At 44.9% G+C, this 22,270-nt stretch carries 23 protein-coding genes and 1 pseudogene; 13 read left to right on the top strand and 11 right to left on the bottom strand.

Features of this window, described 5'->3' with window-relative positions:
• Positions 1 to 37 precede the first annotated feature (37 nt).
• Complete coding sequence (locus tag D2V93_RS04730; protein WP_182849940.1) at positions 38 to 841, top strand: N-acetylmuramoyl-L-alanine amidase-like domain-containing protein; 804 nt, start codon at positions 38 to 40, stop codon at positions 839 to 841.
• Here D2V93_RS04730 and D2V93_RS04725 read toward each other — a convergent pair.
• Positions 827 to 1,573, bottom strand: a complete 747-nt coding sequence (locus D2V93_RS04725) for a ThuA domain-containing protein (protein WP_119618606.1) — start codon at positions 1,571 to 1,573, stop codon at positions 827 to 829. The genes D2V93_RS04730 and D2V93_RS04725 overlap by 15 nt on opposite strands.
• A gap of 9 nt (positions 1,574 to 1,582) precedes the next feature.
• A complete protein-coding gene (locus D2V93_RS04720) occupies positions 1,583 to 2,461 on the bottom strand; it encodes a helix-turn-helix domain-containing protein (protein WP_119618605.1) in 879 nt (292 codons plus the stop codon).
• A gap of 209 nt (positions 2,462 to 2,670) precedes the next feature.
• Between D2V93_RS04720 and hemA the strand changes: the two genes are divergently transcribed.
• Genes hemA through D2V93_RS04665 form a run of 11 tightly spaced genes read left to right on the top strand, consistent with a single transcriptional unit; the run spans position 2,671 to position 12,589 of the window.
• Positions 2,671 to 3,927, top strand: coding sequence for a glutamyl-tRNA reductase (gene hemA, locus D2V93_RS04715; RefSeq protein WP_119618604.1), 1,257 nt, complete (start codon positions 2,671 to 2,673; stop codon positions 3,925 to 3,927).
• Positions 3,924 to 4,850 carry a hydroxymethylbilane synthase gene (gene hemC, locus D2V93_RS04710; protein WP_119618603.1) on the top strand — a complete coding sequence of 309 codons (927 nt, stop codon included), beginning with the start codon at positions 3,924 to 3,926 and terminating at the stop codon, positions 4,848 to 4,850. The genes hemA and hemC overlap by 4 nt, the downstream gene beginning before the upstream one ends.
• Entirely contained in the window at positions 4,828 to 5,496 is a 669-nt protein-coding gene (locus tag D2V93_RS04705; protein ID WP_119618602.1) for a uroporphyrinogen-III synthase, read from the top strand. Before hemC ends, D2V93_RS04705 begins: the two co-directional genes overlap by 23 nt.
• Positions 5,483 to 6,508 (top strand): uroporphyrinogen decarboxylase, encoded by a 1,026-nt coding sequence (gene hemE / locus D2V93_RS04700; RefSeq protein ID WP_119618601.1) that lies wholly within the window; start codon positions 5,483 to 5,485, stop codon positions 6,506 to 6,508. Before D2V93_RS04705 ends, hemE begins: the two co-directional genes overlap by 14 nt.
• Positions 6,505 to 6,996, top strand: a complete 492-nt coding sequence (locus D2V93_RS04695; RefSeq protein ID WP_409557887.1) for a DUF6973 domain-containing protein — start codon at positions 6,505 to 6,507, stop codon at positions 6,994 to 6,996. Before hemE ends, D2V93_RS04695 begins: the two co-directional genes overlap by 4 nt.
• Positions 6,993 to 7,895, top strand: coding sequence for an oxygen-dependent coproporphyrinogen oxidase (gene hemF / locus D2V93_RS04690; protein WP_119618599.1), 903 nt, complete (start codon positions 6,993 to 6,995; stop codon positions 7,893 to 7,895). Before D2V93_RS04695 ends, hemF begins: the two co-directional genes overlap by 4 nt.
• Positions 7,896 to 7,940: 45 nt before the next feature.
• Positions 7,941 to 8,930, top strand: a complete 990-nt coding sequence (gene hemB / locus D2V93_RS04685) for a porphobilinogen synthase (protein WP_119618598.1) — start codon at positions 7,941 to 7,943, stop codon at positions 8,928 to 8,930.
• A gap of 3 nt (positions 8,931 to 8,933) precedes the next feature.
• Positions 8,934 to 10,238 (top strand): serine hydrolase domain-containing protein, encoded by a 1,305-nt coding sequence (locus tag D2V93_RS04680; protein WP_119618597.1) that lies wholly within the window; start codon positions 8,934 to 8,936, stop codon positions 10,236 to 10,238.
• 39 nt (positions 10,239 to 10,277) lie between these two features.
• Complete coding sequence (locus D2V93_RS04675; protein ID WP_119618596.1) at positions 10,278 to 11,396, top strand: CNNM domain-containing protein; 1,119 nt, start codon at positions 10,278 to 10,280, stop codon at positions 11,394 to 11,396.
• Positions 11,396 to 11,866, top strand: a complete 471-nt coding sequence (locus D2V93_RS04670; RefSeq protein WP_119618595.1) for a methylated-DNA--[protein]-cysteine S-methyltransferase — start codon at positions 11,396 to 11,398, stop codon at positions 11,864 to 11,866. Before D2V93_RS04675 ends, D2V93_RS04670 begins: the two co-directional genes overlap by 1 nt.
• A gap of 9 nt (positions 11,867 to 11,875) precedes the next feature.
• Entirely contained in the window at positions 11,876 to 12,589 is a 714-nt protein-coding gene (locus tag D2V93_RS04665; protein ID WP_119618594.1) for a 3'-5' exonuclease, read from the top strand.
• 342 nt (positions 12,590 to 12,931) lie between these two features.
• Here D2V93_RS04665 and D2V93_RS04660 read toward each other — a convergent pair whose 3' ends face one another.
• Together D2V93_RS04660 and D2V93_RS04655 are read right to left on the bottom strand one after the other, a co-directional pair.
• Positions 12,932 to 14,992, bottom strand: coding sequence for a S8 family serine peptidase (locus tag D2V93_RS04660; RefSeq protein ID WP_245978095.1), 2,061 nt, complete (start codon positions 14,990 to 14,992; stop codon positions 12,932 to 12,934).
• A gap of 285 nt (positions 14,993 to 15,277) precedes the next feature.
• Positions 15,278 to 16,228 (bottom strand): endonuclease/exonuclease/phosphatase family protein, encoded by a 951-nt coding sequence (locus D2V93_RS04655; protein WP_119618592.1) that lies wholly within the window; start codon positions 16,226 to 16,228, stop codon positions 15,278 to 15,280.
• A gap of 97 nt (positions 16,229 to 16,325) precedes the next feature.
• Between D2V93_RS04655 and hflX the strand changes: the two genes are divergently transcribed.
• Positions 16,326 to 17,537: a GTPase HflX gene (gene hflX, locus D2V93_RS04650; protein WP_119618591.1), complete on the top strand. Its 1,212-nt coding sequence runs from the start codon at positions 16,326 to 16,328 to the stop codon at positions 17,535 to 17,537.
• A gap of 280 nt (positions 17,538 to 17,817) precedes the next feature.
• Here hflX and D2V93_RS04645 read toward each other — a convergent pair whose 3' ends face one another.
• From D2V93_RS04645 to D2V93_RS04615, 7 genes and pseudogenes are all read right to left on the bottom strand, one after another.
• Positions 17,818 to 18,750, bottom strand: a complete 933-nt coding sequence (locus tag D2V93_RS04645; protein ID WP_119618590.1) for a DUF3078 domain-containing protein — start codon at positions 18,748 to 18,750, stop codon at positions 17,818 to 17,820.
• Positions 18,751 to 18,807: 57 nt separating this feature from the next.
• Positions 18,808 to 19,314, bottom strand: a complete 507-nt coding sequence (locus D2V93_RS04640; RefSeq protein WP_119618589.1) for a DUF2480 family protein — start codon at positions 19,312 to 19,314, stop codon at positions 18,808 to 18,810.
• 12 nt (positions 19,315 to 19,326) lie between these two features.
• A pseudogene (locus D2V93_RS04635) lies at positions 19,327 to 19,716 on the bottom strand (four helix bundle protein).
• 103 nt (positions 19,717 to 19,819) lie between these two features.
• Positions 19,820 to 20,149 carry a DUF59 domain-containing protein gene (locus D2V93_RS04630; RefSeq protein ID WP_072876727.1) on the bottom strand — a complete coding sequence of 110 codons (330 nt, stop codon included), beginning with the start codon at positions 20,147 to 20,149 and terminating at the stop codon, positions 19,820 to 19,822.
• 5 nt (positions 20,150 to 20,154) lie between these two features.
• A complete protein-coding gene (locus D2V93_RS04625; RefSeq protein WP_072876725.1) occupies positions 20,155 to 20,577 on the bottom strand; it encodes a SufE family protein in 423 nt (140 codons plus the stop codon).
• A gap of 96 nt (positions 20,578 to 20,673) precedes the next feature.
• Positions 20,674 to 21,111, bottom strand: a complete 438-nt coding sequence (locus D2V93_RS04620) for a hypothetical protein (protein WP_147377361.1) — start codon at positions 21,109 to 21,111, stop codon at positions 20,674 to 20,676.
• Between the two features lie 69 nt (positions 21,112 to 21,180).
• A complete protein-coding gene (locus tag D2V93_RS04615; protein ID WP_072876899.1) occupies positions 21,181 to 22,140 on the bottom strand; it encodes a zinc metalloprotease in 960 nt (319 codons plus the stop codon).
• Between the last annotated feature and the right edge of the window lie 130 nt (positions 22,141 to 22,270).

Below are 22,270 nucleotides of genomic sequence, written 5' to 3'. Positions count from 1 at the left end.
ATGCCTACTTGTGGTTTGGGTGTTTTCAACAAATGTCATGGCTCAACAAATTACCTGTTCCCCAAAGGACAAACCCCTTTTTGAGTCCAAAATGGCCGTGTTGGAAAAAACCCAGGCCCCTAGTTTGGGCGATACGATTATGGTCGTTGGGAAATCCTTTTTGGGCATCCCTTATGTGGAAAAAACATTGGAAGTGGGCGACACCGAAACGCTTGTGGTAAATTTTAGCGGGTTGGATTGCACCACTTTTGTTGAAAATGTGATGGCCTTCAGCCTGATGTTGAGAGATCGGGAAACGGATTTTGACGCTTTTGTCAAAAATTTAGAAACCATTCGGTATAGAAACGGGGAACTGAATGGTTATCCTTCACGTTTACATTACTTTACGGAGTGGATTCGAAACAATGAGAAGAAGGGGCTGGTAAAGGATATCACGGCTGAAATTGGTGGCGTGACATTGGAAAAACCCATCGATTTTATGGGAACACACCGAGACCTGTACCCGTTTTTGGCCAGTGATGAAAACTTTCAGGCCATGCAGCAAGTAGAAACCGAACTGGCCAAGGAAAAATTGTGTTACCTGCCCCAAGATCAAATTGCAAGCAAGGAACATCTTATCCATTCAGGCGACATTATCGCTTTGGCTACTTCCATCAAGGGGTTGGATGTGACCCATACCGGCATTGCCATCCATCAACCCGATGGCAGGTTGCATCTTCTCCATGCATCCAGTAAAAAAGGGGAGGTGGAAATCAGCGAACTGCCCTTGGCAGACTATCTCAAGAACATCAAAAGTAATATTGGAATCATTGTGGCAAGGCCCACGTTACTTTCGCTTTAAACACCATTCAATGGCGCCCAAAAGGTGTTGACGGAACTCGGGTTCATCATAACAAGCTTCGGTATGCCCCAGGCCTGTGTAAAAGGCCCTGCCCCCATCAAACTCATGATACCAGGCAATGGGGTGGTTGTCCCCATTGATGCCGCCTTTATAACTGGATTCGTCCAATTTTAGGAGCACATGCACGTTGGGATTCAGGTCCTTGAAATTGTACCATTCATCAAAATGCATCCAAACATCTTGTAAATGTGCGGTGGATGGATGGGATTTATCAACCACTTCAATTTTAGCCTTTTGTTGTTCGGGGTGGCTCACAAAATAGCCCCCCACCAATTTTCCATACCAAGGCCAATCGTATTCGGTATCGGAGGCAGCATGGACCCCCAAATAACTTCCACCATTTTTGATGTAGGATTCAAAGGCTTTTTGCTGGGCATCGTTCAGCACATCCATGGTCGTGTTCAAGAAAACGACCAGTTTGTAATTTTTCAAGTTCTGAGAGGTAAAGTCTTCACCGCTCTCCGTTTGTAGGGCTATAAAACCATTTTTCCTGCCCAGTTCGCGAAAGGTTTGCACCCCTTTTTCTATGGCTTGATGTCGATAGCCCTCTGTTTTGGTAAATACTAAGACCAACTCGGGCATTTTAGCTTCTTTGTTTTCTGTGGAAGGTTCCTGAGCGGTGATTTGGGTCACCAGAACAAGACTCAAAAAAGTGAATAGGATTTGTTTCATGATACTATTTTACACATTTGAAGTTACATATTTTTTGGGTGTGGTGCCGAATTTCTTTTTAAACGAAGCTATAAAATGGCTGGCAGTGCTATATCCTACTTTTAGGCCTACATCGTTTACGTTGTGCTTGCCGGATTCCAACATTTTTCGAGCATATTCCATCTTGTAGTCGAACAAAAAGCCATAAACGGAATCGCCATAAATCTGTTTGAACCCTTCCTTCAATTTTTTGAGGCCCAGTCCTACTTCTTCAGAAAGTTCAGGTAACGTTGGAGGTTCCGCCATACGCGAAATGATGATTTCCTTGGCCATTTTAATCCTTCGCACATTATCCTCATCGGCCAGATAGGGACATTGTTCCAAATCGGCGTCCTCGGTTTTGTTGAAATAGAGGGAAATCAGCTCGAACACCTTTCCTTTCAAATACAATTTTTTGATGGAGGGATGCAGATTATAATTCATCAACTGGCTCAAGACAACGGCAATGGCGGGTGACACCATTTCTTGGGAATAGTATTTCTTTTCCTTGTTGTCCTCGCTCAAAAATGGAATGTAATCCGCCTCATCGGAGAAAAGCGAATGAAATTTCCGAATGGTCATTACTACCGACAACAACCACGAGTTGGGCGAAACCACTAAATCCAGCGGAAGGTCCTTTTGAGTGTTGTACAGCAGCAGGGAGTTTTCCTCGTTCACTTCCAAGTAATAGCTCCCTTCATTGAAATTGAACCTAGATCGGCCCTTCAAGCAAAAATGGAACTGGATGTAGGAACTGTCAATATCCCTTGTAATGACCTTTGGCTCTTTGGTGTCGTTTTGGATTTTAAGGATGAATATGCCGTCTTCCACAAAAACTTCGTCATAGGAACCTTCAGCGATATTTTTCATATGGATTCTTTGAATTGATTTTCAATAAAACTAATTTAGAATGGCTCTAAATTAAACTGCAATCCATCAAATTTATCAATAAAATCAATGCATTAGCAGATTTTAAGTAAAATTTAATCCTTGAATGTCTTCCCAATACCCTTGCAGTTCCGCTAGCGTTATTTTAAAAGATACAACACTGTTAATTTTGTGCTGCGATTATATCCTTTATGAGGAACTACCATATTTCAAAACATAATTCCTTCTACGCCGTTGGGTTGAGTTACAAGAAGGCAGATGCAGAGGTGAGAGGAAAGTTCAGTCTGGATGTTCCTGCTATTGACCAAATTTTGGCCAAGGCAAAAGAATTGGAGATTGATGGCCTTTTGGCGATATCTACCTGCAACCGAACCGAATTGTACGGTTTTGCCCAGCACCCCTACCAACTGATCAAACTGCTTTGTGATCAAACGCATGGCACGGTGGAAGAATTCCAAGAAGTGGCCTACGTGTACAAGAACCATGATGCCATTACGCATATGTTCAAAGTGGGCACAGGTTTGGACAGTCAGATTTTGGGCGATTTTGAAATCATCAGCCAGATCAAACAAGGTTTTTACCGGGCCAAAAAGCAAGACATGGCCAACCCGTTCTTGGAGCGTTTGTGCAATTCGGTAATCCAGGCCAGCAAGCGTATCAAAACAGAGACAGAGCTATCGTCTGGGGCCACTTCCGTGGCTTTTGCATCTGTAAAATATATTTTGGACAACGTTGCTGATATTTCCGAGAAGAACATCCTATTGTTCGGTACGGGAAAAATTGGAAGGAACACTTGCGAAAACCTGATCAAGCATTCCAACAACTCCCATATTACCCTGATCAACCGCACCCGTGAAAAAGCGGAGGAAATTGCTGGTAAGTTCCATTTGACGGTAAAGGATTATGGCGATCTACAGACTGAAATCCGAAAAGCGGACATTTTGGTGGTTGCCACTGGGGCACAGTTACCTACGGTTTCCAAAGCGTTGATCTATCCTAAAAAGCCATTGTTGGTGTTGGACCTATCTGTTCCCAAAAACGTTTCTGATGATGTGCTGGACTTGGAGAATGTGACGTTGGTTCATCTGGATCAACTTTCTCAAATTACCGATGATACCTTGGCCAAGCGCAAGGAATATGTACCCAAGGCAGAGGCCATCATAGACCATGTCAAAAAAGATTTCCTGAAATGGTTGGAAACCCGAAAGTTTGCACCTGTGATCAATGCCCTTAAGGAAAAACTCAACACCATGAAGGCCGAAGAAATCGACTTTCACTCTAAAAAGATCAACGATTTCAACCAAGATCAGGCCGAAATGATCTCAGAAAGGATCATTCAAAAGATTACCAAGCAATTTGCCAACCACCTGAAAAGTTCTGAAGTGGATACCGAGGACAGCTTGGAACTGATTCAAAAAGTCTTTCAGTTAGAAATCGATTCCAAATGAGCAAGATCATAAGAATCGGTACCCGCGACAGCGAACTGGCACTGTGGCAAGCTACCACCGTACAAGAAAAACTTGAAAAATTGGGTTATGATACCACTTTGGTGCCCACTAAATCCATGGGTGATCAGGTATTGGACAAACCGCTGTACGAACTTGGCGTAACCGGAATTTTCACCAAAGCTTTGGACGTGGCCATGCTGCAAGGTCAAATCGACATCGCTGTGCACTCCATGAAGGACGTTCCCACACAACTTCCAAAGGGCATTGTCCAGGCAGCCGTTTTGGAACGAGCCATCACCCATGATATCTTGGTCCATAAGGGTTCCTCTTTTTTGGAATCGAGTGGCCCCGCGACCATTGCCACGGGTAGCCTAAGAAGAAAAGCCCAATGGCTGAACCGGTTCCCCAACCATCAAGTGGTAGATTTAAGGGGCAATGTAAACACCCGATTGATCAAATTGATCGAGAACGATTGGCAAGGGGCCATTTTTGCACAGGCCGGTTTGGAACGTATCAAGTTGTTGCCCAAAGACGCCATTTATCTGGATTGGATGATACCTGCACCTGCGCAGGGTGCCATGTTGGTGGTTGCCATGGAAAAAGATAAGTTTACCCGTGATGCCCTTGCCAAATTGAACGACCCCAATTCAGAACTGGCCACCAAAATAGAACGGGATTTTTTACGCACCCTAGAAGGTGGTTGTACCGCGCCAATTGGTGCTTTGGCTCAAATTAAAGACCAAAAGGTATTTTTTGAAGGGGTGGTGTTTTCTTTGGACGGAAAACAGAAAATCGATATCAAAAAAGAAGTGAAATTGGCCGAAGCCAAAGGCTTGGGAGAAACATGCGCCAAAGAGGTCTTGGCCAAGGGCGGGGACAAATTGATGCAGCAAATCAGAAATGAAAACAGTGCTCTCCACTAAAATACTCACCCCTTCACAAAAAGAGCTTTTCCTAAACTCCGGGCTAGGACTTGTGGAATACGATGCCTTGAAAATCGAATTCCTCGACACCAAAATACCACTGGACCATCAGAATTATATTTTTACCAGCAAGAATGCCGTACATGCATTTCTCCAACAAACCAAAGGTTTGGACCGTTCACCCTTCCGATGTTTTTGTGTTGGGGAAAAGACCAAATCACTTTTGGAATCCAATGGACTACAGATGGTCCAAATGACCAATTATGCCTCGGATTTAGGTCAATTTGTCGTGGAAAACCATCCAAATGAAGCCTTTGTGTTCATTTGTGGGCAGCAACGAAGGGATGATCTTCCTCAAATATTATCAAAAAATAACATTTGGTATAAAGAAGTTGTTGTCTACCGATCGAGCCTGAATCCAAGGGCCTTTTTTACGGATTTTGAGGGGATTTTGTTCTTCAGCCCGAGGGGAATCCAAAGCTTTCTTTTGGAAAATACCTTGAAAAACAGCACTTTGTTCTGCATTGGGGAAACCACAGCGGCGGAAGCAAAAAAACATTCAGAAAATATTAAAATAGCCAACAAACCAACTGTGGAAAATGTGTTGGTACAAGCCATAAAAGAATTAAAGTATGATCAAAAATGATTTGTTCCTAAGGGCATTGAAAGGTGAAACCGTGGAACGTCCACCCGTTTGGATGATGCGTCAAGCAGGACGTTATTTGCCCGAATTTATGGAACTCCGTAAAAAATACGATTTCTTTACCCGTTGCCAAACCCCGGAATTGGCATCGGAAATCACGGTGCAGCCCATCAGAAGATATGGCATGGACGCAGCCATATTGTTCAGCGATATTTTGGTCATTCCGCAAGCCATGGATATTGAGGTGGAAATGAAACCCAATTTTGGACCCTATCTCCCCAACCCCATCCGCACCAAAGAAGACTTGGACAAGGTCATTGTTCCCAACATTGAAGATACTCTGGGGTACGTAATGGAGGCCATCACCATAACCAAGGAAAAATTGAACGATGACATTCCATTGATCGGCTTTGCCGGATCACCTTGGACCATTTTGTGCTATTGCGTAGAAGGACAAGGGAGCAAAAGTTTTGACAAGGCCCGTGGTTTCTGTTTTACCCAATCGGAATTGGCCCACCAACTGCTCCAAAAAATCACCGATACAACCATCGCCTATTTAAAGGCCAAGGTTAAGGCCGGGGTGAATGCCGTTCAGGTGTTCGATTCATGGGGAGGGATGCTTTCCCCACAGGATTATCAGGAGTTTTCATGGCCTTATATCCAACAGATTGTTGATGCCCTTAAAGATGAATCCCCTGTGATTGTTTTTGGTAAAGGTTGTTGGTTTGCCCTAAAGGAAATGGCAGCATCCGGAGCTTCGGCAGTGGGTGTGGATTGGACCTGTTCACCACAGAATGCAAGATATTTAACCGGAGGCAAGGTTACACTCCAAGGTAATTTTGATCCTGCAAGATTGTTGTCTCCTCCGGATAAGATCAAAAGTATGGTCCATCAAATGATACGTGAGTTTGGAAAAGATAAATATGTGGTGAATCTGGGTCATGGTATTTTGCCCAACATACCGTTGGAAAATGCGAAGGCGTTCGTTGATGCCGTAAAAGAATATCAGGAGTGAACCCATTTTCAGTATTAAAACGAGTTAGTTTTAAACATATACTGAAAGGTATTTTGTTGGGGTTGGGCAGGCCACTGTTTATTTTCCCGACGATAAGGGCCACTAAAGATTGTATCAAAATTTCCACGGCGCATTATGGTAAGTTGCACCATAAAAATGGTCCGGCCAATGCCTTCAGGCATGCGCTTTGGAATTACTTGATTGCTAAAAGGTGTCTGAAATGGAACAATAAAGAACCCTTGGTTTATGACTGGGCCAAAAAGGTAACCGATTGGCATGAAGAAGCTTTTCCAAACAAAGCATTGGCCAAGGCGATGGATCTGCACAACAATGCCGTTGGAAGATTCATTTTTAAAGAACACATTGAAAAATCGGAAGAAGAAATCATTACTGTCCTCCAAAAAATGACTATGGAATCCGTTAAAATTGAAGAGGATGCCGATTTATCCCAATTAAAAAACCGATTGGTACATATTTTAGAGCCATGAAAGATAAATTTTACGCCTATATCCAAAAACTGCAAGATACCATCACCTCAACATTGGAAGAAGTGGATGGCAAGGCCAAGTTCCAGCAAGATCTGTGGGAGCGTCCCGAAGGTGGTGGTGGCAGGACCCGCGTCATAGAAAATGGGGCTGTTTTTGAAAAAGGGGGCGTAAATATCTCCAAGGTCTTTGGGGCATTGCCCAAAAGCATGCAGGCCTATTTCGGGGTTGAAGAGGCGGATTTTTTCGCCTGTGGACTCAGTTTGGTCCTTCACCCCAAGAATCCGATGGTTCCTACTGTTCATGCCAACTGGCGCTATTTTGAAATGTACGATAAACAAGGAAACATTGTTGACCAGTGGTTTGGTGGCGGGCAGGACCTTACCCCCTACTATCTTTTTGAGGAAGATGCGGAACATTTTCACCAAACCTGTAAAAAGGCCTGCGATGCCCACAATCCCGAATTTTATCCCAACTACAAAAAGAAATGCGACGAATATTTCTGGAACACCCACCGAAATGAGGCCAGAGGTGTAGGCGGGCTCTTTTTTGATTATTGCAAGGCCACCGAAACCATGGGCATAGATGACTGGTACAACTTTGTAACAGAGGTGGGCAACAGTTTTTTAGAAGCGTATATACCAATTGTTACAAAAAGAAAGGAACTCCCTTATACCCAAGAGCAACGGGATTGGCAGGAAATACGAAGAGGACGTTATGTCGAGTTCAATTTGGTACACGATAAGGGCACTCTTTTTGGGCTTCGGACCAACGGACGCATCGAAAGTATTTTGATGAGCCTTCCTCCCCATGTGCAATGGCGCTATGACCATCATCCCGAAAAAGGAAGTGATGAAGAAAAATTGATCGAAGTACTGCAAAACCCGAAAAATTGGGTTTAATATGTAGTTTTGTTCCAACTCCCATAATAATTAAAAATCCAAGATATGTACCCACTCATACGAACCCGAAGACTCCGTACTTCTGAATCCATCCGAAGGTTGGTCCGTGAGACTGTTGTCACACCCGATGATTTTTTGGTTCCCCTTTTCGTGACCGAAGGCAAGGGCATCAAAGAAGAGATTCCCTCCATGCCCAACTATTTTCGTCTGAGCCTGGACCAGTTGGAAAAAGAAGTAAAGGACCTGTGGAGCATGGGATTGTGTTCCGTACTCCTTTTTGTAAAGGTTGATGACAAGTTGAAGGACAACAAAGGAACCGAAGCACTCAACCCAAATGGCTTGATGCAACGTGCCATAAAAACGGTCAAAAATGCCTGCCCGCAGATGTTGGTAATGACCGATGTGGCCCTGGACCCTTTTTCCTCTTACGGTCATGATGGCATTGTGGCCGAGGGACAGATCTTAAATGACGAAACCGCCGAGGTATTGGCCGAAATGAGTGTGTCACATGCCCAAGCAGGAGCCGATTTTGTGGCACCAAGTGATATGATGGACGGACGAGTCCTCACCATTCGCGAAGCTTTGGAAGACGAGGGTTTTATCAATACGGGCATTATGGCCTATTCCGCCAAATACGCCAGTGCCTTTTATGGTCCGTTCCGGGATGCTTTGGATTCCGCTCCTGTGGATATGGCCAATGTGCCCAAGGACAAAAAGACGTATCAAATGGATTATGCCAATCGGTATGAAGCTGTCCGTGAAACCCAATTAGACATTGATGAAGGAGCCGATATCGTGATGATAAAACCTGGATTGTGCTATTTGGACATCGTTCGAGAAATCAGAAACGAAGTGGATGTACCCGTTGCGGTTTATCAGGTTTCCGGCGAATATGCCATGGTAAAGGCTGCAGCTGAAAAAGGGTGGTTGGACCACGATGCCGTGATGTTGGAACAATTGACGGCCATCAAAAGGGCCGGGGCCAACATCATTGCCAGTTATTTTGCCAAAGACTTTGTTCGCACACTAGGATAGCCCATGAAGAAAATCATCATATCATTTCTGTTTTTTGTTCTTTGTTTCCATTTGGGATCGGCCCAACATGAACTCATCCATGCCCTTCCCTCAAAACTAGGGCTCAACGAGACCTACATCGACCAAAAAGTGGATTCCATCATGGAAATGGGCATCAAAAACGAAGCCTTTCCCGGAGCTCAGGTCCTAGTGGCCAAAAACGATACGATTGTTTTTCACAAAGTATATGGGTTCCACACCTATGACAGCATCCAACCCGTAGCGCTCAACGACCTGTATGACCTGGCCTCAGTGACCAAGATCACCGGCCCGTTGCCCGCCTTGATGAAGTTGGTGGACGAGAGCAAGCTCAATTTGGATGTCCCGTTCAGCACCTATTGGAAGCCCTGGAGAAACCAAAAGGACAAAAAAGACCTTACCCTCCGTGAAATATTGGCCCATCAGGCTGGATTGGAGCCCTATATTGTCTTCCTTCAGAAAGTAATGCGAAAGGGAAAGTTAAAATCCCGTTTTGTACAGCAGTCGCCCAGCAAAAAATTCAAGGGGCAAGTGTATGATACCCTTTACATCAACCATCGCTTCGTGCGGAAAATGGACCGTATCATCAACCGTTCCGAGGTTTCCGATGAGAAAAAATACGTGTATTCCGGGCTTACTTTTCTGATTTTTCCCAGATTGATCGAGCAAATCACAGGAGCGGATTATCAAACCTATCTGCAAGACAATTTTTATGGGCCCTTGGGCTGTCACACCTTGGGATATCTGCCCAGTACCAAGCACTACGCGAACGCCATCGTCCCCACAGAAGTCGATACACTTTTCCGAAAAACCTTGGTAAAAGGGTGGGTCCATGACGAAAATGCATCGTTGATGGGAGGTGTTTCGGGCAATGCGGGCCTCTTCGGAACGGCCGATGACCTTGCCAAGATCATGCTGTTCTATCAAAATTATGGTGCCGCGAATGGGCAACAACTCATTTCCGAGGCAACCGTAAAGGAATTCACCACGGTCCAATATCCAGAAAATGAAAATTATAGAGGATTGGGTTTTGACAAGCCATTGTTGAACAATGCTGAGCTTCCGCTTGAGGAAGCCTACCCTTCCCCCTTGGCATCACCGGAAAGTTTTGGCCATTCCGGGTTTACGGGCACTTTTGTTTGGGCAGATCCCGTTAAAAAATTGACCTTTATTTTTCTGTCCAATCGCGTATATCCCAATAGAGACCACCGAAAATTGTATAGTTTGGACATCAGACAGGCGCTTCAGGATGTTTTTTATAAAGCCGGGGGAATCCAACCAAAAAATTGATTCCTATTCGCTATCTTGGTACTCAAGCTATAACAATCCATGGGACTACTGATTTTTTATGCCCTAATTTCTATCTTTTTTTCCTTTTTGTGCTCTATTTTGGAAGCCGTGCTGCTCAGCATTACCCCAACTTTCATCAATGTAAAAAAGCAGGAAGGAAAGGAGTATGCCGCCACTTTGGAATCCCTTAAAAAGGATGTGGACAAACCCTTGATCGCCATCCTTACCCTGAATACCGTTGCCCATACCGTTGGTGCCATCTTAGTAGGGGTTCAGGCCAAAGCAGCCTATGCAGAGCTGTACGGAACCACCGAACGTACCATTTTGGGTTTCAGGTTTACCGAAGACCTTATGGTGGGCATTGTTTCCACCATCATGACGATTCTCATCCTGGTCACTTCCGAGATCATCCCCAAGACCATTGGGGCCACTTACTGGAGGCAATTGGCCAACTTTACGGCAAAATCCCTTACCGTTATGGTATTTGCCCTAAAATGGACTGGACTTTTATGGATACTCCAGTTGTTTACCAAACTTATAGGCAAGGACCACCATGGCAGTGTGCTGAGCCGGGAGGATTTTACGGCCATGACCGACATTGCCCATGAAGAGGGTGTATTTCAGGAGTCGGAATCCAAGGTCATCAAAAACCTGCTCCGGTTCGAACAGATCAAGGCCAAGGATGTGATGACACCTAGGACCGTGCTCAAAATTGCCTCGGAGGACATGACCATCAAAGAATTTTTCGAGGCGAACCGACCTTTGCGCTTCTCCAGGATTCCCCTCTACAAAGACCGTATGGACAATATAACGGGGTTTTTCCTGAAAGATGAACTCTTGGAGGCCATCATCAATAAAAAAGGGAGCGAAAGCCTCTCCACCATCCGAAGGGATATTTTGGTGACCATTCGATCCAAGCCCATTCCCGAGCTCTTTGAGAAGCTCGTGGAGAACAGGGAACACGTTTCCCTTATTGTGGACGAATACGGTTCCGTAAGCGGTCTGGTGACCATGGAAGATGTGATAGAGACCCTGCTCGGGTTGGAGATCATGGACGAAAGCGACAATGTGGAAGACCTCCAAATGCTTGCCAGAAGGAACTGGGAGACCCGTGCGAAGCGATTGGGGATTATTGAAGGAAAAAATAAAGTGGACTGATGGAAATTGCTTATTTACAAACTCCTGTGGGAATTGCAGAGTTTCAGGGCGATGAAGATGGGCTTGTTTCCATATCCATTCTGGATGAAAATAAACCAATTGGAATAATTCCAGAGGTATTGGAAGATGCCGTCTATCAACTCAAGGAATATTTTGAAGGTTCTCGCCAGCAATTCGATCTCAAACTCAACCCTTCGGGCACCGATTTTCAAAAAAAGGTGTGGGAGGCACTACTTGAAATTCCTTTTGGAAAAACCATTTCTTATTTGGACCTTTCCAAGAAGTTGGGAGATGTAAAAGCCATTCGTGCAGTAGCCTCGGCCAATGGCAAAAATCCACTTTGGATCGTGGTGCCCTGTCACCGCGTCATCGGAACCAACGGAGACCTCACTGGCTATGCGGGTGGACTGCATAGAAAAAAATGGTTGTTGGAACACGAGAGCCCTGCCAAGCAGACTGCTCTTTTTTAAATTTTTACCATGCTTTACAAACTTAACCTGGACCATATCCTATTCTTGGATATTGAAACCGTACCCCAAAGCCGGCTTTTTACCGACCTTGACGAGACTACACAAATTCTCTGGGAACAAAAAACGCAGTACCAGCGAAAAGAAGAGATCAGTGCCGAGGATTTTTATGAACGTGCCGGCATTTGGGCCGAATTCGGCAAGATTGTGTGTATTTCCGTGGGATATTTTACTTTCAAAGGGGATTCTAGGAGCTTTAGGGTAACTTCCTTTTATGGAGAGGAGATCCAGATCCTAAAACAATTCAAACAGCTTTTGAAGGACCATTTCAGTCAGACCAAGCACTTACTGTGCGCCCACAATGGCAAGGAATTCGATTTCCCCTATATAGCCCGCAGAATGGTCATCAACGGGCTCAACTTGCCCTACAAACTGGACCTTTTTGGCAAAAAGCCGTGGGAAGTTCCCCATCTGGATACGTTGGAGCTATGGAAGTTCGGGGACTACAAGCATTATACCTCGCTCAAGCTATTGGCCCATGTACTGGGCATCCCCTCTCCCAAGGAAGATATGGATGGCAGTATGGTGAAAGATGTGTTCTACGAAGAGAACGATTTAGATCGAATCGTTACCTATTGCGAACTGGACGTGGTGACCACAGCACAGGTATTCTTGCGAATGCGCAATGAGGAACTGCTATCCGATGATGAGATCAAAAAGGTATGATGGTTTGTGAGACACAAATGGCACTAATTTTCTCGAATGCAGTTGAAATGTCATTTTGATCTGTCACCCTGAGCGTTAGTTGCTGAGCGTAGTCGAAGTAAGTCGAAGGGAAGCGATATATCTAAAAAAGTATCATGGATTATCGTCATGCTGAACTCGTTTCAGCATCTCAGATATTGCACAATTTTAAGGAGTAAGTATGAGACCCTGAAATATATTCAGGGTGACGGAATGGAAATGTCTAAAAAAGAATGATCGGAAGGAAGATCAACTTCAGGAACTTTTCCAACTTTCGGGTTTCCCCATTAAAATGGGGATTGATCTTAAAAGATTCCATAGCAATCAGTTTTTGTAGAATTTGGTGCTCTTGATTCCAGAGTAATCCTGTACCACCAGCACATACAGCCCGGTAGATAATGAGGATACATTGATGGAACCCTGCGTCTTGCCATTTTTTATGGTGTTTCCGGACGTGGTGACAATGGAGTATTGCGCATCTTGGGAAAGTTCAGCCTCCACGTTCAGATATTCCACAGCGGGATTGGGGAACACGGAAATGTTCAGCTCTTGGGGATGGCTCAATGGCACCAACTCCATCATCTGGGTCTCTTTCCCCTGAAATTCAAAAGTGATGGTCTCCGAAAATTCGGAAACGGCGTTTTCGGCACAAATGGAACGGACACGGGCCTCATAGACCTTGCCCAGTTCCAGATTACCAAGTTCAATCTGGTTCTCCCACACCAACTCGGTCATCCAAGAATCTTCATCTATGCTTTTATACTGCACTTCGAAGAGGGTCTCTTCAGCTTCCCCCCATGAAATGGCAACCCCTTGGTCGGTGGATGATGCCAATACGAAATCTGTAGGTTGCTCAATAGCGCATTTGGAAATTTGGGCTCCGGAAACAATAAGTGAAAAATCCTGAAGTCCGTTCTTTAGATTGCCTTTATGGGTAATGGTGATGGTATATACTCCTGATGCATTGGCAATCTCGACCCTTTCGTAGGGATCAACTTTGTTGTCCCCTTTGGTAGCGGCATTATTTGCTTTGGCAGGATCCAATTTCCAGGGCAAGTGCGTTTCATTGTTTTTGGTGATCCTGATATCGAGATCGTTTGTCAAGGCGGCTATCATATTGTTCAAATCGCCCTTGTTCACATATTCGCTTTCGGGATCTGTCCAAGAAATGGAGGCCATCAACGGTTCGTTTCCATTTGCCGATATGGTGATGGAAAAACTTTCGCCATTGGCCAAGGTCTCCTCGTTCACCAATGTGGTGTATTCTTTGTTCTGTAGTAACTCTGCAGCCGTTTTGGCATTCATGACGCCCCAACCCATTTTGTAATCGGGTCCCTTCTCGTCCACATCATCCGCAGTATGTAGCGCAAGACCTTTGAGCGTAGCCGCTTTCATATAGGTCCCAAAAAGTTCTTCGTGGTATTGCTGCAAGAGCAAAAGAGAGCCTGTGACGCCAGGAGCGGCCATGGACGTACCCGAAGATACTTGATAGCTGCTATTGGTGGATGAGCTTGTGGAAAGGATATTGGACCCATCCCCCGCAAGATCTGGCTTCACCCGACCGTCATCCACTGGTCCAAAACTACTGTATCCTGCAATGGTAGCCTTGATCAATTCACCCTTGCTATCAATTTCTGTATTGGCCCCGGCAATGGTCAATCCATTTTTCGTGGTCGTAAATCCTAGCAACAGATCAAAACCATCTGCCGTTTTTCCAAAATTCGGGCTTGCATTGTCGTAAGAATTCTGGGCATTTCCGGCTGCAGTGACCATAAGGTAGTAGGGAGCGTTGTACATGATCTTGTCCCAATCTTGTGTCACCTTGATGTAGGCCCCAAAATACCAATCGGGGACACTTTTGGTAAGTATCCCATAGGAATGGTTGCTCAATAGCAATCCATTGACAGCAGCCTCTGCGACTTCAATTTTATCCCGGGTCCAATCGTGTGTCATGGCACTGGCCCCATAGGCAACCCCCTTGGCATTGGGCTCCACCCCGGAAGATATGAGGTTCCCCGTTACCAATGTAGCGTGCAGGCTCACCTCGGTGGATCCATCGGCATTGTTTGCCCTGGCATCGAATTCTTGGTGTGTGGTCAGCGCCGCACCGGAATCCCAAACACCTACTTCCATGCCACCTCCATTCAATCCAAGGTTCAAAAGACCCTCATTGTACAAAGTGTGTGCTCGGGAAGCTTGTGAAGTTGGGTCGTTCAGAGTGGTATAAAAAAGAGGAGTGCCATCGGTTCCGATATCCCTTAACTCTATTTGGGAACCATCGTTTGACTTTTCGGTCTGCCTGTATGCCTTTGAAGCAAGCAGTTGACCGATCATCGTTTTCTTTGATTGATGTTCAGCTTCCCATTCAGCTATGATGGAAGCCATATTTTGTTGCTTATATGTAGCTCGGATTTGTTCTTTGGCCTTTTGGGATTGACCAAAAGAGGAGAAAATGCCCAAAAATGCAACCAAAAAGAGTGAGATTACTCTTATAGTTTTAGTGGGTGTTCCGTAGCACATAGTTAAGTTTAGGTAAGGTTTGGACTACGAATGTATTGACATTTATCAACATTATCGATAAAGTACAATTTTTTTTCGATGAAATGTCCTACACTTTTCTTAAACCTGTTGTGAAAATCGGATTTTTTGATGTGTATTATTTTTCCTTCATTAATCGTGGGTCTCTTCCAAAACCACATAAACGGGAAAATGGTCGCTGTACCCTCCCAAATACGTCTCCCCAGTAAAGGTCCTGAACGGGTTTCCCTTATACCTGCCCTTCCATTCCTTCAGAAATCTTGGGGAGAAAATCGCCGCCTTGACAAAACCATGGGTGTTGGGTCTGCGGTCCAAAAAGGTATGGGAAAGAAGGATTTGATCAAAAAGGCTCCATATCCTTTTATAATTGGCACTGCCCGATACCGGTGAGAGCAACTTCTTCATGGGATTGATAAAACGACCGGTATCCATCAATGTCTGGATGCTCTCGGCATTGGGATTGTCATTAAAGTCCCCCATGATAATACAATTGGGGTTGTCCCCTTCGAGGGATTCTACTTTGGCAAGAATGGTCTCCGCTGCCTTCACCCTTTTATAGCTCGTGACCTCTGCCCCTTCCCCACGTGACGGCCAATGGTTCACGAACACGTGCACTTCTTCTTGGTTCAGCCTTCCATGCACATAGAGAATGTCCCTGGTAAAATCCCTTGCCCCGTTCACATTGTCCACCAATAGCGGTAGTGTTTCCGCATCCAATACCTTAAAATGTTTCTGCTGATAGATCAGGGCCGTGTCAATGCCACGCTCGTCCGGAGAGTCAAAATGGACAAAGTCATAATCGGTCTCTCTAAGTTCTTTTTGCTGTAGGATGGATGTGATCACCGTCTTGTTCTCCACTTCTGCAATACCGACCAACACGGGAGGTCTGTTGCTTTCCTCCCTTCCAATTTCCGATAGGGCCCTGGCAATCTTGCGGCTTTTGTTTCGAAACTTGGACTCGTTCCAATTGCGAAGGCCCCCTGGTGTAAAGTCATCATCAAGACTATGCGGGTCATCCTTGGCGTCGAAAAAATTCTCAAGATTGTAAAATGCAATGGTGTATCTATTCTCTGGACTATACAATTTGAAATGTTCTTTTTTGGGATTGGGTCAATATTAACCCAAAGTACAAAAATCAGCTTCCAAAACATTGTGTAGATTTGCACTTTAATCCCATTTGATGCTAGAAAAGAAGTCGATAGATTATGAGAAGGCCGTGCTGGTAGGTGTCATCAACCAAGCACAGGATGAAGCCAAGGTAACGGAATATCTGGACGAGCTCGAATTTTTGACCTATACGGCCGGGGGCGAGGTCGAAAAAAGGTTTGTGCAACGCGTGGAAGTGCCCAACCCAAAGACCTACATCGGTGCTGGGAAAATGGAAGAGGTGGAACGCTATGTCAATGAAAATGAGATAGGTGCCGTCATCTTTGATGACGAACTCACGCCTGCACAACAGAAAAACATTGAAAAGATACTCCGTTGTAAGATCTTGGACCGAACGGGGCTTATCCTCGATATTTTTGCCCAACGGGCCCAGACCAGCTATGCTCGAACGCAGGTGGAACTGGCCCAATACGAATACCTTTTGCCCCGATTGACCGGGCTTTGGACCCACTTGGAAAGGCAGCGCGGGGGCATCGGGATGCGTGGTCCGGGAGAAACGGAAATCGAGACGGATAGACGGATCGTTCGCGATCGCATTGCCCTACTCAAAAAGAAATTGGCCAAGATAGACCGCCAGATGGAAACCCAAAGGGGCAACCGTGGGGCCTTGGTGCGTGTGGCCTTGGTGGGCTACACAAACGTGGGCAAGTCCACCTTGATGAACGTCATCAGCAAGAGCGATGTGTTCGCCGAGAACAAACTTTTCGCCACACTGGACACCACGGTGCGCAAAGTGGTCATTGGCAACCTTCCCTTTTTGTTGAGCGATACCGTAGGTTTTATTCGAAAACTGCCCACACAGCTGGTGGAAAGTTTCAAAAGCACCTTGGACGAGGTTCGGGAGGCCGACCTGTTGTTGCATGTGGTGGACATCTCGCACCCCAATTTTGAGGAACATATTGACTCTGTGAACCAAATTTTGGGCGAAATAGACAGTATGGATAAGGAGACCATCATGGTCTTCAACAAAATAGACCAGTACACCCCCGAGACCATTGATGAGGACGACTTGGTGACGGAACGGACTTCGGCCCATTTCACCTTGGAAGAATGGAAGAACACTTGGTTCAACAAAATTGGGGACCGGGCCCTTTTTATTTCGGCACTGAACAAGGAAAACCTGGACGAGTTCAGGAAACGTGTATATGATGAAGTTAGGAAAATCCACGTAACCCGTTTCCCCTACAACAACTTCCTCTATCCCGAACACTTGGACGAATACTAAAAGACCTTCGGGACAAAGTGTCCCACTTCTTCGATTAGATGTTCCCGTAGGTCCTTTCCACCACAGTTTTTGGACAGTTCACAACAAAAATTTAGGGGTTAGCCATGTGCGGACTACTTTCACATTGTTTTTAAGTCATTTAGTGTCGAACCTTGATCGATATGATCTTAACCTACTTAGACCATGGTCTTAAAAACATGAAAAATCATATTTCACCCCACAAAAAAGCCCTCATTTTGAGGGCTTTTTTTGTATCCGGAATTATTGTTCAAAAGGTATTTCAGAACTTATAGCTCAAGCCCAAGGTCCAATAGGTTTGCAATTCGTTGTCTATGGTGTCAAAAGTGGCGGCCGGGTCAGGAGTCGGGGCATTGTTGACAATATAGTTGAGGGTTTCTTGCTTGTTGCTCCTCAATCCAAAATCGAACCCTACCCCAATCATCTTCCAAAGGGAATAACTGAAGGAATTGGTCCATGTCCAGTTGCTCAGGTCACTGCTTTTATAACTTTGGAATAATGAAAGGTTGCTCTTGAAGCTCACGGCACCCAGTTGCTTGGTGTAGTCGGCCAGAATCTTGGCACCCATGGATGATTCGAATATGTTGTCCTCGCTGCTGAACACAAAGTTGTAGTTGAGGGGGTGTATTACCACCACCAGGTCAGAAATGGGTGTCCAAGTGGCACCGACACCGATATCCAGGTAGCCGGGGTCGTTGAAGTTGCTCAAAATGGTGGTGCGGTATTCGGTCAGGGCGGAAATGGCAAATTTTTCGCTCAGTTTCCTACCATAGAGAGACGAAATGTTGAACACGTCTGTGGCCTGACGGAAGCTATCATCATCAGTTGGGTCGTCCTTATCGTCCAATTTTACCCAAGTGAGGTTCACGTTGGCCGCATTTCTCCAAAAAAACTTTTCTTCCTGAAGGTTGGCAAAAGCATTTACCGTAAAGCCGATGTTACCGGATGAGTTGTTGGGAATGCCTTGGGCAAACCAGTTGTTGAACTGGGAAAGGCTACCACCGATGGTGCCAAAAGCGCCGATTTTCCATCCGGGTAGGGCATCCAATTGTTTTTGCAATGCGTTCACGCGGGATTGGATAGTGGCAATGGAATCTTTTTTGGGGGCAATTTGGGCCTTCAGCTCTTCTTCGGTCTGTGCAAAGGTCAATGTCAGGACAAAGAAAGCCATAGCGGTCAAAAGCGATTTTTTCATAGTATGGAGTTTTCTGTTTAGACCGCAAAAGTAAGAAAAGTCACCTTAGGGACATAGCTACTTCCGCCTATAGAGCGGCACGGAGGAACAGGCCTCTCCATACATGACACTTTTGGCCACCTGTTGAATTTTGGTAATGGCAGTAATATAGGCATTCGCAGGGACGGGTTTGTGGGAACATCCTTTTATGATGACGGGCTTATCTGTAAAATCCGAAACATCCAGATTTTCCAAAATGGTCTGGTAGAGTGAGCTTTCCAAGTCTTCCAGCCCGCCTACAACCACTTTTTGGGCATAGGGCGCCAATTTGGAGGAAACCAACATAAAGGCCCAACCGGGAACAATGGCATCGGTGGAGCAATGCAGCGCCACATACGCATCTTGGTACATGGCCCAATCGTGGGCATCCACATGGTCCCTGAACTCCTTTTCCCGCAATATGATGCCCTCGTACAGCCAATCCTTGATGTCCACCACCTTTCTTTCCCCTTTTGGATAATAATCCTCCAAGTCAAAAGTGACCAATTTACTCTGGGCTACCCTGTTTATGATTTCTTCTTCCATCTTTTGCAGAATTCAGTTATCAGATGTCAGACTTCTGATATCATTTTTTTGTTCCAAATATTTTATCAACCCATGAATTGTTTTCGAAATATCATCGCAGATGGCATAAATTTTTTCGAACATTTTCTTATCCAAATAGTCAATATCCAAAGCTAAATATAATTGCGATTTTACTTCATAACAGGAAGCTTATGCTACATTCAAAAAATAGATAAACTCCTTATCCGTTTTCCTACCATAACCTTCAGCTATATTGGAAGAAATGGAAATGGAAGCTCTTCTGATCTGATCTTTTAACGCAAAATCCCTTCCAAAACTACTGTTGCCTGTGACTCTGTAGATTTCTGTGTTCAGCCTTCGAGCTTTCTGCCAAGAAATTATTTGTTCAAACCCCTTTTCCATAAATCTTATTTAAGTGATATCAGGGGTTTGATATCTAAACTCTATGCTATAACTCTCATTTGGAGTTTCTGAATTCTGATGTCAGACTTCAGATATCAGACAATTAAAGCAGCCCAAGTTCCAATTTGGCCTCTTCGCTCATCAGTTCCTGTGTCCAAGGGGGATCAAAAGTGATTTCCACTTCCACATCCTTCAGTTCATCAATGGATTTGACCTTCTCTTCCACCTCAACCGGCAAACTCTCGGCCACTGGACAGTTCGGCGAGGTGAGTGTCATCAAGATCTTGACATCGTATTCCTCGTTTACGAACACATCGTAGATCAGCCCTAGCTCATAGATGTCCACCGGGATTTCAGGGTCATAAATGGTCTTGAGGACCCTTACTATTTTTTCGCCCAAGTCTTGGGTATCGATATTGGTTTCTTCGCTCATCTTGTCTAATTTAACTGTGTTTGATAGGCCACCGCATAGAGTTTCAACTGCTTGATCATGCTGACCAGACCGTTGGCCCTTGTGGGGGACAAATGTTCCTTCAGCCCGATTTCATCTATAAATGCTGTGTCGGCATCTATGATGTCCTGTGGTTTCTGGTTGCTGAACGCTCGGATCAGTATGGCGATGATACCCTTGGTGATGATGGCATCACTATCTGCGGTAAACACCAATTTATCGCCATCCAGTTCGGCATGGACCCAAACCTTGCTCTGGCATCCCTTGATGAGATTATCGTCCGTTTTATATTGTTCCTCTATCAAGGGAAGGGATTTGCCCAGTTCTATCATGTATTCGTACCGTTGCATCCAGTCATCGAACATGGAGAACTCATCCACTATCTCTTCCTGTATCTCTTGTATGGTCATATCAAAAGTTTCGAATGTAAAGGTACCATAATACTACCATCAAAGCAATAAAGACCCATAGAGATACATTATACCTTTTTTTGAATCAACAATAGTTCACCGCTCCATATTTTCGGTCGTTTTGTAGATCTGTTCTATTAAAGTTTGGATAGTTGAAGGTGGATTGTCATCATCAAACATGGGCGCTGTATAGGTCCGCTTTCCTGTTTTGATGACCAATCGGCCATAGGCAGCTCTATCCGAAGCATGCAAAGAAGAAGGTGGGTTCAAATTCTCTATGGAATTTAGATCTATTTTCGAGATAAGCTCCAAAAAAAGGGCCCAAGTTTCGTCAGGGGTCCCTTGTTCGGTTTTATAGGCATCAAACCCCGTTTTGGTGATGGTAATGTTCTTGGCATCAATTTTAAATGCAAAGGTTGACATTCTTGTCCCACTCTCATAGAAAATGGACACAACCGCATCTTGCTTTTCCATGGAATCGCTACATGTAAAGACATTCAAGACACAGAGCAGGAGCAAATGGATACTTTTCATTGGTATGGATTTAATCATAAAAAAAGGTACCGAAAAAATTCGGTACCTTTTCAATTTTGGAAAAAGTTCTTAGTCGGCCATGTCCGCTCTATACCCTCCTGCTGCAAAAACAGACCACATACGGTCTTTTTGTCCTAAAGTGAACATGTTCAAACAAGGGTCATCGGAATAATCCATAAAGTTCATGGTCATATCATTGGTCCCGCAACTCACGGTAGGATAATCGGGGCAGCCTCTGCTGGGTCCATCGGAATCGGGTGTATCATCCACAAAATCCGAAGCTCCGCAACCTCCATCTCCCCAGATATGTCTCAAGTTCAACCAGTGACCCACTTCGTGTGTGGCAGTTCTTCCGGTTGAATAGGCTGTGGTGCCGGTGAACCTGTAATCCAGGACTACACCATCTGTGGCACGATCTCCCCCAGGAAATTGTGCATATCCAAGGATATTCCCACCTCGATAGGGCATGTTGTTCACCACCCAAATGTTCAGGTATTCTTCCGGGTTGACCACTGGAGAAACGAACTTCATGGAATCATCCGGCCTCCAGGAACGGCTTCGATTATAGGTTCTGATGACTTCCTGTAGTGTAAAAGTGATGTTGATATCGGCCTCAACAGTTGAAAACTCCCCTGGGATACTTGCCCTACCCGGATTATCCAGATTGAAATCTTCATTCAGTGCATCGATTTGGTCCTCGATCTGCGCCAATGAAATGTTTTCACTTTGTGTCCTGTAAATAATATGGAAGACCACAGGGATCTCAATGGATCCATCGGCAAGCAATTTTTGGGTCATTCCCTGTTTGATGGCAGTTTTGGTGTGATCCTCAACGGCCTGCATCTTAATGGCCAAGGTAGGGTCTAGGGCCAATTTATCTTCCAAAACTCCCATAGAGCCACATTGGTCGGCCGACAATTTGAACACCTCCTGTTCAAGGACTTGTTCAGTCTCCACGGTTGTTTCTGATTTTTCACACGATGCAAATAGAATGGCACCGACGGCAAGATACTTAAAGACTTTTTTCATGTATTTTAACATTTAATTAAGGTTAATGATGCCTCAAGATATTAAAATTTAACATAAAATTAAGACTTTGCTGTAAAAATCGACAAACTACACTCTTTGTAAGAATTTTTTTCAATACAGTTATAACTGT

This window comes from Flagellimonas taeanensis (assembly GCF_003584105.1).
GTDB classification, from domain to species: Bacteria; Bacteroidota; Bacteroidia; order Flavobacteriales; family Flavobacteriaceae; genus Flagellimonas; species Flagellimonas taeanensis.
Note: the sequence above shows the minus strand (reverse complement) of the source record. Positions and strands in the feature narration are given on the sequence as shown.

Bases quoted from the DNA above. Each gene is read 5' to 3' on its own strand.
- D2V93_RS04730 (WP_182849940.1), top strand. From the start codon at position 38: ATGGCTCAACAAATTACCTGTTCCCCAAAGGACAAACCCCTTTTTGAG.
- D2V93_RS04725 (WP_119618606.1), bottom strand. From the start codon at position 1,573: ATGAAACAAATCCTATTCACTTTTTTGAGTCTTGTTCTGGTGACCCAA.
- D2V93_RS04720 (WP_119618605.1), bottom strand. From the start codon at position 2,461: ATGAAAAATATCGCTGAAGGTTCCTATGACGAAGTTTTTGTGGAAGAC.
- hemA (WP_119618604.1), top strand. From the start codon at position 2,671: ATGAGGAACTACCATATTTCAAAACATAATTCCTTCTACGCCGTTGGG.
- hemC (WP_119618603.1), top strand. From the start codon at position 3,924: ATGAGCAAGATCATAAGAATCGGTACCCGCGACAGCGAACTGGCACTG.
- D2V93_RS04705 (WP_119618602.1), top strand. From the start codon at position 4,828: ATGAAAACAGTGCTCTCCACTAAAATACTCACCCCTTCACAAAAAGAG.
- hemE (WP_119618601.1), top strand. From the start codon at position 5,483: ATGATCAAAAATGATTTGTTCCTAAGGGCATTGAAAGGTGAAACCGTG.
- hemF (WP_119618599.1), top strand. From the start codon at position 6,993: ATGAAAGATAAATTTTACGCCTATATCCAAAAACTGCAAGATACCATC.
- hemB (WP_119618598.1), top strand. From the start codon at position 7,941: ATGTACCCACTCATACGAACCCGAAGACTCCGTACTTCTGAATCCATC.
- D2V93_RS04680 (WP_119618597.1), top strand. From the start codon at position 8,934: ATGAAGAAAATCATCATATCATTTCTGTTTTTTGTTCTTTGTTTCCAT.
- D2V93_RS04675 (WP_119618596.1), top strand. From the start codon at position 10,278: ATGGGACTACTGATTTTTTATGCCCTAATTTCTATCTTTTTTTCCTTT.
- D2V93_RS04670 (WP_119618595.1), top strand. From the start codon at position 11,396: ATGGAAATTGCTTATTTACAAACTCCTGTGGGAATTGCAGAGTTTCAG.
- D2V93_RS04665 (WP_119618594.1), top strand. From the start codon at position 11,876: ATGCTTTACAAACTTAACCTGGACCATATCCTATTCTTGGATATTGAA.
- D2V93_RS04660 (WP_245978095.1), bottom strand. From the start codon at position 14,992: ATGGCTTCCATCATAGCTGAATGGGAAGCTGAACATCAATCAAAGAAA.
- hflX (WP_119618591.1), top strand. From the start codon at position 16,326: ATGCTAGAAAAGAAGTCGATAGATTATGAGAAGGCCGTGCTGGTAGGT.
- D2V93_RS04645 (WP_119618590.1), bottom strand. From the start codon at position 18,750: ATGAAAAAATCGCTTTTGACCGCTATGGCTTTCTTTGTCCTGACATTG.
- D2V93_RS04640 (WP_119618589.1), bottom strand. From the start codon at position 19,314: ATGGAAGAAGAAATCATAAACAGGGTAGCCCAGAGTAAATTGGTCACT.
- D2V93_RS04630 (WP_072876727.1), bottom strand. From the start codon at position 20,149: ATGAGCGAAGAAACCAATATCGATACCCAAGACTTGGGCGAAAAAATA.
- D2V93_RS04625 (WP_072876725.1), bottom strand. From the start codon at position 20,577: ATGACCATACAAGAGATACAGGAAGAGATAGTGGATGAGTTCTCCATG.
- D2V93_RS04620 (WP_147377361.1), bottom strand. From the start codon at position 21,111: ATGAAAAGTATCCATTTGCTCCTGCTCTGTGTCTTGAATGTCTTTACA.
- D2V93_RS04615 (WP_072876899.1), bottom strand. From the start codon at position 22,140: ATGAAAAAAGTCTTTAAGTATCTTGCCGTCGGTGCCATTCTATTTGCA.